The following is a 9342-nucleotide window of genomic DNA, read 5'->3' on the forward strand; positions in this document are numbered from 1 at the left end:
CGGACAGGCGAGCCTGAAATCAGTCCGCGAGCGTCTGGCCCAGGGCTTCACCGGACTCCCAGGCCAGCTCGGCGCGAGGTCCGAGCCGCCAATCCCCGGCGCATCCCAGCGTGCCGCTCGGATCACGCCCGAAGGGCGTTCCGGGGGCTTCGGTGACCAGGGCGTAGCGCCAGCGATGCGCCTGGCTCCAGACCGGCATGGGCAGGCCGAAACGGATGAAGGCCTCTTCCGTGAGGCTGCGGGCGACCGTGTCGGCGTCGCTTTCCAGAAAGGCCTCAGACCAGTCCGGCGAGGCGTGCAGGACCCAGGCGTCCGGACCGTCCTGTCCGGGGCGGGAATTCATCCGGGCCATCCAGCGCACGGCGCCGCCCAGCAGCTTGGCCCCGTCAAAGCCCGGATCCGCCGCATTGGCCGGTACGGTCATGACCGCCCAGCAGGGGGAGAGTTTCGCAGCCAGGGCTTCGGCGATGATCTCGGAAAAATCCCCGTCGCTCCGCGCCAGGAACTCGATCAATTGTTCGGGCGGCAAGGTGAGAACGAGACGATCGAACGGGCCTTCGACAGGGCTGTCCTCGAAATGGATCATCCAGGCGCCGGCCTCGCCGGACACATGGCTGGCGCGACGTCCGAAGCGCGCGTCGAACCCGTCCAGCGCAGTCTTCACGATGGCGCTCATGCCCGGAACGCCCACCCAGCGGGTCTTCTCGCGCAGGCTTTCGGCGTTGCCGCCGCGGTCAATGGAAACGGTTCGACCGGTCCACAGATCGGCGGCGCCGGCGGTGCGGGCCTGTTCCAGGAATTCAGAGAAGCTTTCCCCGGTCGCCGTGATGAATTGCGCGCCATGGTCAAAGCGGACCGGTCCGAGCGGGGTCTCCGCGCGGCGCGTCGACATGCGTCCGCCCGGGCCGCGCCCCTTGTCGAACAGGACCACGGTGAAGTCACGGGCGGCCAGGGCGCGGGCCGCGGCTGAACCCGCCAGTCCGGCGCCGATCACTGCTGCGCGTCCATTCGCCACCCTGTCATCCTCTTCGCTGCGGTCTAATTCTGGATGCGATATGGCCCAAGAAAGCTCAAAACCTGATGAATCCAAACCCGATGATGCAGTCCGGACCGCATCTGTCGAGGTGTTTTATGACGGGGGCTGCCTGCTGTGCCGCGCGGAGATGAGCTATTATCAAGACCAGGGTGCAGATGCTCAGTTCACGGATATAACCCGGAGCGGCGCCTCGCCCGAAGGCGTCTCCTGTGAAGCGGCCCTGAAAAGGTTACATGTCCGCGATCAAGCCGGACGGTTGCGCTCGGGCGCCGCAGCGTTTGCTGCTCTCTGGCGCGCGACGCCGGGCTGGCGCTGGCTGGGCGTTCTCGGCGGATGCCCGCCCTTTGTCTGGATCGGCGAGGGTCTGTATCGATTGTTTCTTCCCGTACGCCCCCATGTTCAGAAGCTGGTCCGGCGTTTCGGATCAGGCCTGAGTTCATGAAAGGGCCGGCGCCGAGACGACGAAAGGGCGACTTGCCTGAAAAGATCTGCCCGGTGTGCCAGCGTCCCTTCAGCTGGCGCAAGAAGTGGGAACGTGACTGGGAAAACGTCAGATACTGCTCGCGTCGCTGCGCGTCCCAGCGCAAGTCGGGTTAGTGGCCAGCTCATGACAAAAGTCTCATCTGATCGTCAGAGCACGGTTAGGTGAGCTGTTCTAGCGTCCAGGGGTGAACGCCGGGATCCGCCCCAAAAGAGGGCGACGCGGCTTCCTTGGTCGAATTAGGAGAACAGGTCATGTCTATGGTCACGGTCATGCTCGCCAGCATGGCGGGTCTTATGCTCACCCCCGTCGCCGCCGCCGAAGAGGGTGTCGTCGAAACCCGTCAGGCAATCAATTACGCAAGCGAACAACTTCTGACGGAGGAAGGCGTCGAGCGCCTCCGTCTGCAGATCGCGCGCACCGCTCACGCGGTCTGTCATGAAGACGGCAGCGTCTTCACGCGCTTCAGCCAGCAGACGCGCGAATGCGTCCAGGACGCCTATGAAGACGGCATGGCGCAGCTTCAGGTCAAGATCGCCGAGGCGCGCAGCATGGGTCGCACCTATGCGCAGGCGTCCGGGCCGGACGAAGAGTCCGCTTACTAAGTCGCTGCAAAATCAGTCACTACAGGAATAACAGCCTTCAATGCTCACGAGGCTGTTCCCCTGGCCCCCGCCCATCCCCGTGGGCGGGGGCTTTCTCTTCATGCGCGAGTTTTGCGCTCGGCGAGCGGGGGCAAGTCCGAGGCGTCTCCGTTATGCATTCATGCAGACTGGAGTTGCGCCAGCGTTGGCGCACACGTCACATCCCCGTTGCAAGACGCTGTCAGAAACGACCCCGCCGGATTGTCCCGGCCTGGTTGGAACGAAGAACCGCACGCAAGCGGTTCGCATATGAAACAAGGATCTCCCCGATGCGTTTTGTCGCCGCCGCCCTCATCGCCGTCGCTCTGACCGGCGCTGCGTCCGCCCAATCTGTCGAGACCGTTGAAATCGCATTCCGTCCGTCTGATCTGTCCAATGTCGAGCGTCTGGACGCCCTGCGCGACCGGATCCGTCTGGCGGCTCTGAATGTGTGCGACGCGCGTTCTGCGCGCACCCTGGCCGAGCAGCGCGCCGCGCGTGAATGTGTTGCTGAAGCCCGTCGCGCCAGCGAAGCCCAGCTCAACATCGCCGTCGCGCGCGTCAACGGCGTGGTCGAGGTGGCTGCTGTCGTGCGCTAGACGCACCCACACTCCCCAAACGATTCAACGCCCCGTCGGTGCTCCGGCGGGGCGTTTTGCGTTTAAAAGGTAATGTGCATGCGGCGTTTGAGCGTGGCCCTTTGACGGCCTCAACGCGTTTCAAGCTAGGCGGAAGCGATCCCGGGTCTGATCCGGCTGTGGCGATCTGCTGATTTCAGCGAAAAAATTCGCATGTGAAAAACGCGCGAACTCAACCGCCCGACTTGATCGGCTTGATCAGGAAATGGCCATGCAGGCTGGCGATCGGCGAGGCGCGGCGCTCCTGCCAGGCGTCCACGCGCACATTCGCCACGCGTGAGCCCTGCCGGGTGATCGAGGCGCGGGCGTAGACATCCTGGGGTTTGCCCGGACGCAGATAGTCCACCGCCACATCAATGGGCTTGGGCAGGGCGGCGAGTTCGGTGAAGGCCAGCAGGCCGGCTGACGCGGTGATCTCCATGAACGCCCCGATGGCGCCGCCATGCAGCGCCGGGATCAACGGATTGCCGATCAGCCACTCGTCATAAGGCAGAATGGCGGTCAGCTCGTCGCCATGGTCATCGAACCGCACGCCCATGCGCGAGACATAGGGGCTCGACTGGAGTTTATGCAGACGCTCATTCATGAGGCGGCGCCTCCGGCTTTCTCGCTCGCCATGTGTTGCTCCACCTCGGCGCGGGCGCGCTCGGCGGCGGCCTGGCTGGCCTTGGTCACCATGAAGGCCGCATGCGCGGTGGCGACGGGATCGTTCTGATCCCCGTCATGGGCGATGGCGCTGACAAAGGCGATGAGCCCGGACACCTTGATGGTCCTGGCTTCCGCGATGACATCACAGCCGGGCTTGGCCGGACGCATGTAATCGAGCCGCAGATCAAGCGTGGCCACCGCCTGATCCCCGCCCAGACCGGCGAAGGCGGCCGTGCCGCAGGCATGATCGAGCAGGGCGGTGACAACGCCGCCATGCATCACGCCCGTCTCGGGATCGCCAATTGACTCAGCCTGATAGGGCGCTCGGATTACCGCTTCTCCAGGGCTGACCCGCACAAGCTTCATGCCCAGGGCGACGGCATGCGGGCTGCCGTCGACCAGAAGCCCGGCCAGGGTGTCGAGTTTGTCTTGAAGGGTATCGCTCATGGGAGCGCTTGTACTTGGAACCGGCGCGGCTTTCCAGCCGGTCAGTCACGCAGGCGGCGACGCACCAGCGTTTCGAGACCTTCCACGACTTCCATGCGCTCTTCACGGGATTCGCCCTGAAGATCGGCAAGCCGCCCCAGAGAGGCGCGGTGCAGCTGGATGATCTCGCGTTCACGATCGCCCAGGGCGTCGACGCTCGCGAGGAAGCGCTCCAGCGACCGGCCAATCCGCGCCGAGAGTTCATCGCCCCGGCGCAGCATGGTGAAGATGATGGACTGGGCCTGGGCGCGCGCAGCCTGCAGCGGCGTCGTCATGCCCTCCGCCACGTCCCGGTCTCGCTTGTAGGCGCCTGCGCCGTCCGCCTTGCGCACCCGGCGATCGGGACCGCTGTAATTGGAGGTTTTCACGAAGGCGCGTGGACGCTGGGTGATTTCTGTCAGGCGTTCGGTGACCCCGCGAGGAGAGACCGGGCGCAGCGCCAGGGTGTCCGCGCCGGCGTCACGGGCGGCTTCGATGTCCAGAAGCGTATTCTTGGTGGACAGGATGAGCGTGGGGATGCGGTTCGCCTCGCCCTTGCTGCGACGCAGCTTGCGAATGGTTTGGGCGGCGTCCAGACGCTCGTCCCGCCAGTCCACGACCATGACCGACTGATCGGCGTTCTCTGCGAACCAGATGGCGGATTCAGGGGTCGAGCAGGTCTGGATGCGCTCCGCGCCGGCATAGCGCAGGATGTCGACCGTCAGACGGCGTGAGAACGGCGTGGGGTCGCAGACAATGACGGCGCGCTGGCGCCAGTCCAGGCCGTCGCCCGACGACGCCTCGTCGCCAAAATCGATATCCAGCTCTGCCGCCACACATTCCCCCTCTCAGGTGTATCAGACCTGTTTAGCGGCAAGAGGTGGAGATTGTCTTATCCGAACGGATTTTGCTGTTAGCGCTTGGTAAAAGCCCGGACCAGGTGCACGGCCAGCCAGATCGGCAGAACGATCACGGCGCCCAGGAAGAAATAGCGCAGGGCCCAGCGCAGCGACGCGCCGATGGAGTCAAAGAAGGACGCCCAGGCGTCGCCCACGGTCTGGAAGAAATCGACCCAGAGATCGGCCGGGTCGACCTGGAACACGGCGAGGACCAGGCCCACCAGCACGCAGAGAAGAAAGACGACCATGAGGTCGGCGAACCGCACGCTCAGCACGCGCTGAAGCATGGACTTGAGTCCGGCGGAATGCGGGGTCTGTTCGCTCATGATCGTCTGTCTCTCACGCAAATAAGGCCGTATCGCGGCGATCAGCCTTCCTTGTGGATCTCCACAGAGTGCGGATAGGGGATCTCGATGCCGTTGGAGTCGAAGGCGACTTTGACCTTCTTGTTCATGTCGAAATGCAGCCCCCAATAGTCCGAGGCCTGGCACCAGGCGCGCACCACATAGTCCACGCTGGAGGCGCCATGCGCCTTCACTTCCACGAACAGCGCCGGCTCCTTCATCACGCGCTCATCGGCCTCGAAGGTGGTGCGCAGAACCGAGATCACCTTGTCGATGTCATCGTCATAGCTGGCGGAGAACACAAAATCGCAGCGACGCGTGGGGTAGGCGGAGTAGTTCGTGATCACATCGCCCCAGGACTGACCGTTCGGCACGATGATCTGCTTGTTATCAGGGGTGTTCAGCTCGGTGTAGAACAGGGTGATGTCCTTGACCGATCCGGCCGTGTTCGCGATCTCGACATAATCGCCCATCTTGTAGGGGCGGAAGAAAATGATCATCACGCCCGCCGCCACGTTCGACAGCGTGCCCTGAAGGGCGAGACCAATGGCCAGCGTCATGGCGCCAAGGGCCGCGACCAGCGAAGTGGTCTCCACGCCAAAGCGGGTCAGGACGGCGATGATGACGACGGCCAGCACGCCGTATTTGGCGATGGAGGCGAAGAAGCTCGCAATCGTGGGATCCAGTTTCGGATTGCGGTCGGGAATGGAGCGGATGGTGCGGCCCACCGCGCCGGCGATCATGAAGCCGATGATCAGGATGAGCGCGGCCATGCCGACATTCATGACCATCTGAAGGCCGATGGTGGTGATGTATTCCTGAGCGCGTTCGAAATCGAACGCCGCGGTCGTCGTGCTCATGTCCGGTAAGTCCCCTTGATGGTCCAATGCACAGTTAATCTGCGATAGCACTAAATCGCGGGACGGTCGAACCGTTCCTCCAAGAGCTGGTGGAGGCGGATCAGCCAGTCCGCCTCGCCCGCCGGCTTGTCCCAGCGGATGCGGTGAATGCGCGGAAAGCGCATGGCGATCCCGGACTTGTGTCGTGGTGAACGGTTCAGCCCCTCAAAGGCGATCTCCAGCACCAGGCCGAAGTCGGGACGCGCCTTCACAGCGCGCACCGGGCCGAACCGGTCCACCGTGTTGTCGCGCACGAATTTGTCGAGCTGTTCGAGCTCGTCATCGGTGAAGCCGAAATAGGCCTTGCCCACCGGAGCCAGCACCTGAACGCCATCCTCCTCGCGCCAGACCCCGAAGGTGTAGTCCGAATAGAAGCTCGAGCGCTTTCCATGCCCGCGCTGGGCGTACATCAGCACGGCGTCCACCAGGAACGGGTCACGCTTGTGCTTCCACCAGTGGCCTTTGGGACGACCGGCCTGATAGGCGCTGTCGCGCCGTTTGATCATCACGCCTTCGGCATGCGCATGCGGCGGGTCGGCGCGCAAGGTCTCCAGGGCGCTCCAGTCCTCGAAGCCAATGGTGTCGGAGAGATCGATCCGGTCGGATGGCGCGCGCTCGACCAGCGCTTCCAGTCGCGTGCGGCGCTCGGTCAGGGGCAAGCGGCGCACATCCTCCTCCCCATCCACCAGTATGTCATAGGCGCGGATGAAGGCGGGCAGGCGGGTCAACATCGCCTTTGAGACGGTCTTGCGGTTCAGCCTTTGCTGAAGATCAGAAAAGGGCGCGACTTCGCCATCGGGCGTGCGGATCAGCAATTCGCCGTCAATCGCGCCTTCAAATTCCAGCGCCGCCAGCACATCAGGGAAGGTATGGGAGATGTCGTCCCCCGTGCGGGTGTAAAGTCGGCGCACCCCGTCTTCGCTGACCGCCTGAATGCGGATGCCGTCCCATTTGTATTCGGCGATGAAATCGGACGGTTCCAGTCCATCCAGCCCGCCATCCTCCACCGGATGAGCCAGCATGACGGGTCGGAACGGCGCTTTCGCAGCGTTGATCGGCTTGTCGGCCTTGCCCTCAAGCCAGGCGAACAGGCTGTCATAGGGCGGCTCGAGCCCGTGCCAGAGCTCCTCGATCTCGGTGACGTCCACATCGCCAAACTGCGCCAGAGCGGTCTTGGCGAGCCGGGCGGAGACGCCCACCCGCATCCCGCCGGTGACGAGCTTCAACAGCGCCCAGCGGCCCTGAGCATCCAGCGCATCGAGCCAGCTTTCGATCAGGGCGGGCGCGCCGGCGCGGCTCACCGTCATCAGCCCGTCGATCACCTCAACGAGATCAGGCGCCCGGTTGGCGCCGTGGCGTTGCGGCCAGATCAGCGCGGCGGTCTCCGCCAGATCGCCCACATAGTCATAGGACAGCTCGAACAACACCGGATCGACCCGTTCGCTGACCAGCTGACGGATGGCGGCGGCCTTGGCGGTCTTGAAATCGAACGCCCCGGTCAGCGCCGCCAACGCATAGCCGCGGTCGGGATCGGGCTCGCGGCGGAAATGCTCGACCAGCAGGCGCAGCTTGCCATTGCGCTGGGGCGTATAGGACAGGCGGTCCAGAAGGGCGGCGAAGCGTTCCATGGTCTGAGCATATAGGATGACTGAACGGGTTTGCCGCCTGAAACCCCAGTCGGGGTGATAACCCTATTCGCTTTGGGTTTTCGTTTGCGTCCGGGGCCTGTATCCCTGTTCACATGTAAAAGTTTACGGCGCGCTCACGCAGAAGAGCCGCTGTGGTGATGGGGAGCATCATGAGCGACCAAGCGCGCGAGACTGCGCAGACTGAACACCAGACCGGCTTTCTCGGTCTGATCGAACGGGCGGGCAACCGACTTCCGGATCCGGCCTTCATCTTCCTCTATCTGATCATCGCCATGGTGATCATCTCGGTGATCACGGCGGTGATGGGCCTGTCCGCCCTGCACCCGACCCAGACCAATCCGGACGGGAGCGCCGTTCTGGTGGAAGCGCGCAGTGTTCTCAGCGCCGCCAGCCTGCAGCATCTGCTGGTCGAAATGCCCGAAATCTTCACCGGCTTTCACCCGCTGGGCTATGTGCTGGTGGTGATGCTGGGCGCAGGCGTCGCCGAACGGGCGGGCCTCTTTGGCACCGCCATGCGCGCCGCGGTGCGCGATGTGCCGAAAATGCTGCTCACTCCGGCGGTGGCGCTGGTGGCGATGATGGGCAATCTGGCGGCGGACGCGGCCTATGTGGTGCTGATCCCGCTGGCGGGCGTCATCTTCGCCGCGGCGGGCCGTCACCCGATTGCGGGCATCACCGCGGCATTTGCGGGCGTATCGGGCGGCTTTTCCGCGAACCTTCTGCCCGGTCAGCTGGACGCCCTGCTGTTCGGCGTGACCGAAGCGTCCGTGGTGGCGCTGGTGCCGGAGTGGACGATGAACATTGTCGGCAACTGGTATTTCATCGCCGCGATGACCTTCATCTTCATGCCGGTGATCTGGTACGTCACCGACCGCATCGTCGAGCCGCGTCTGGGCAAATGGACAGGCGGCGCCTCCACGAACGCCAAGGACGATGACAGCGACCCCGAAGCGCCTCTGACGGATGGCGAGAAGACGGGCCTCTGGCGTGCGCTCTGGGCCGTGCTGCTGGTCTGTTTCCTCTGGCTGATCATGACGGTGGACCTGCCCGCGCTCGTCACAGGCGGCGCGCTGTCCATGTATGGCGGGGATGTGCCGCTGCTGAATGAATCCGCGCTGGCGGAAGGTCAGGGCGTGGCCATTGCGCTCGTGCCCTTCTTCCAGTCGCTGGTGGCGGGCTTCATGATCCTCTTCCTGCTGGCGGGCGTGGCCTATGGTCAGGCGGCCGGCACGGTGAAGACCCATCGTGACGTGGTCTCGATGATGGCCGAAGCCATGAAGGATATGGGCTATTATCTCGTGCTCGCCTTCTTCGCGGCCTATTTCGTGGAGATGTTCAACCAGTCGCGTCTGGGCATCATCACGGCGGTGAACGGCGCGAACGCCATCGAGCAATCGGGCCTGCCGCTGCCGATCGTGCTGGGCCTGATCGTCCTGTTCTCGGCGGTGTTGAACCTGTTTGTGGGCTCGGCCAGCGCCAAATGGGCGCTGATGGCGCCGGTTCTGGTGCCGATGCTGATGCTGCTCGGCGTCAGCCCGGAAATGGCGACGGCGGCTTATCGCGTGGGCGACGGCTCGACCAACATCATTACGCCGCTCATGGTCTATTTCCCGCTGGTGCTGGTGTTCTGCCGGCGCTGGGTGGACGGGTTCGGCATCGG

General features: G+C 64.1%; 12 protein-coding genes. 5 read left to right on the plus strand and 7 right to left on the minus strand.

Features of this window, described 5'->3' with window-relative positions; all coding sequences use genetic code 11:
• Nucleotides 1-19: 19 nt before the first annotated feature.
• Entirely contained in the window at nucleotides 20-1015 is a 996-nt protein-coding gene (locus B2Z70_RS11675) for an NAD(P)/FAD-dependent oxidoreductase (RefSeq protein ID WP_292983464.1), read from the minus strand.
• Nucleotides 1016-1163: 148 nt separating this feature from the next.
• Between B2Z70_RS11675 and B2Z70_RS11680 the strand changes: the two genes are divergently transcribed.
• The 4 genes from B2Z70_RS11680 (at nucleotide 1164) to B2Z70_RS11695 (ending at nucleotide 2739) form a co-directional block, all read left to right on the plus strand.
• The gene (locus B2Z70_RS11680) at nucleotides 1164-1478 is read left to right on the plus strand and encodes a DCC1-like thiol-disulfide oxidoreductase family protein (protein WP_414690868.1); all 315 of its coding nucleotides are present in this window, start codon (nucleotides 1164-1166) and stop codon (nucleotides 1476-1478) included.
• On the plus strand, nucleotides 1475-1633 hold the full coding sequence (locus tag B2Z70_RS11685; protein ID WP_009801638.1) for a DUF2256 domain-containing protein: 159 nt from the start codon (nucleotides 1475-1477) through the stop codon (nucleotides 1631-1633). The genes B2Z70_RS11680 and B2Z70_RS11685 overlap by 4 nt, the downstream gene beginning before the upstream one ends.
• Before the next feature lie 138 nt (nucleotides 1634-1771).
• Nucleotides 1772-2122: a UrcA family protein gene (locus tag B2Z70_RS11690; RefSeq protein WP_292983468.1), complete on the plus strand. Its 351-nt coding sequence runs from the start codon at nucleotides 1772-1774 to the stop codon at nucleotides 2120-2122.
• Between the two features lie 308 nt (nucleotides 2123-2430).
• Nucleotides 2431-2739 carry a UrcA family protein gene (locus B2Z70_RS11695; protein WP_292983470.1) on the plus strand — a complete coding sequence of 103 codons (309 nt, stop codon included), beginning with the start codon at nucleotides 2431-2433 and terminating at the stop codon, nucleotides 2737-2739.
• 211 nt (nucleotides 2740-2950) lie between these two features.
• Here the strand turns inward: B2Z70_RS11695 and B2Z70_RS11700 are convergent, their stop codons facing one another.
• From B2Z70_RS11700 to B2Z70_RS11725, 6 genes are all read right to left on the minus strand, one after another.
• Nucleotides 2951-3364: a PaaI family thioesterase gene (locus tag B2Z70_RS11700; protein ID WP_292983472.1), complete on the minus strand. Its 414-nt coding sequence runs from the start codon at nucleotides 3362-3364 to the stop codon at nucleotides 2951-2953.
• The gene (locus B2Z70_RS11705) at nucleotides 3361-3873 is read right to left on the minus strand and encodes a PaaI family thioesterase (protein ID WP_009801634.1); all 513 of its coding nucleotides are present in this window, start codon (nucleotides 3871-3873) and stop codon (nucleotides 3361-3363) included. Before B2Z70_RS11705 ends, B2Z70_RS11700 begins: the two co-directional genes overlap by 4 nt.
• A 41-nt stretch (nucleotides 3874-3914) precedes the next feature.
• Entirely contained in the window at nucleotides 3915-4727 is an 813-nt protein-coding gene (locus tag B2Z70_RS11710; protein ID WP_292983474.1) for a response regulator, read from the minus strand.
• Nucleotides 4728-4804: 77 nt separating this feature from the next.
• Nucleotides 4805-5116: a DUF6460 domain-containing protein gene (locus tag B2Z70_RS11715; RefSeq protein ID WP_292983476.1), complete on the minus strand. Its 312-nt coding sequence runs from the start codon at nucleotides 5114-5116 to the stop codon at nucleotides 4805-4807.
• A 41-nt stretch (nucleotides 5117-5157) separates the two neighbouring features.
• Entirely contained in the window at nucleotides 5158-5994 is an 837-nt protein-coding gene (locus B2Z70_RS11720; RefSeq protein ID WP_292983478.1) for a mechanosensitive ion channel family protein, read from the minus strand.
• 50 nt (nucleotides 5995-6044) lie between these two features.
• Nucleotides 6045-7661: a cisplatin damage response ATP-dependent DNA ligase gene (locus B2Z70_RS11725; protein WP_292983480.1), complete on the minus strand. Its 1617-nt coding sequence runs from the start codon at nucleotides 7659-7661 to the stop codon at nucleotides 6045-6047.
• Nucleotides 7662-7831: 170 nt separating this feature from the next.
• On the opposite strand from B2Z70_RS11725, the gene B2Z70_RS11730 reads away from it, so the two are divergent.
• Nucleotides 7832-9342 (plus strand): AbgT family transporter (locus tag B2Z70_RS11730; protein WP_292983482.1); only part of this gene is annotated, 1511 nt, incomplete at its 3' end.

The sequence above is a fragment of the Oceanicaulis sp. UBA6590 genome, assembly GCF_002433705.1.
Lineage (GTDB): Bacteria > Pseudomonadota > Alphaproteobacteria > Caulobacterales > Maricaulaceae > Oceanicaulis.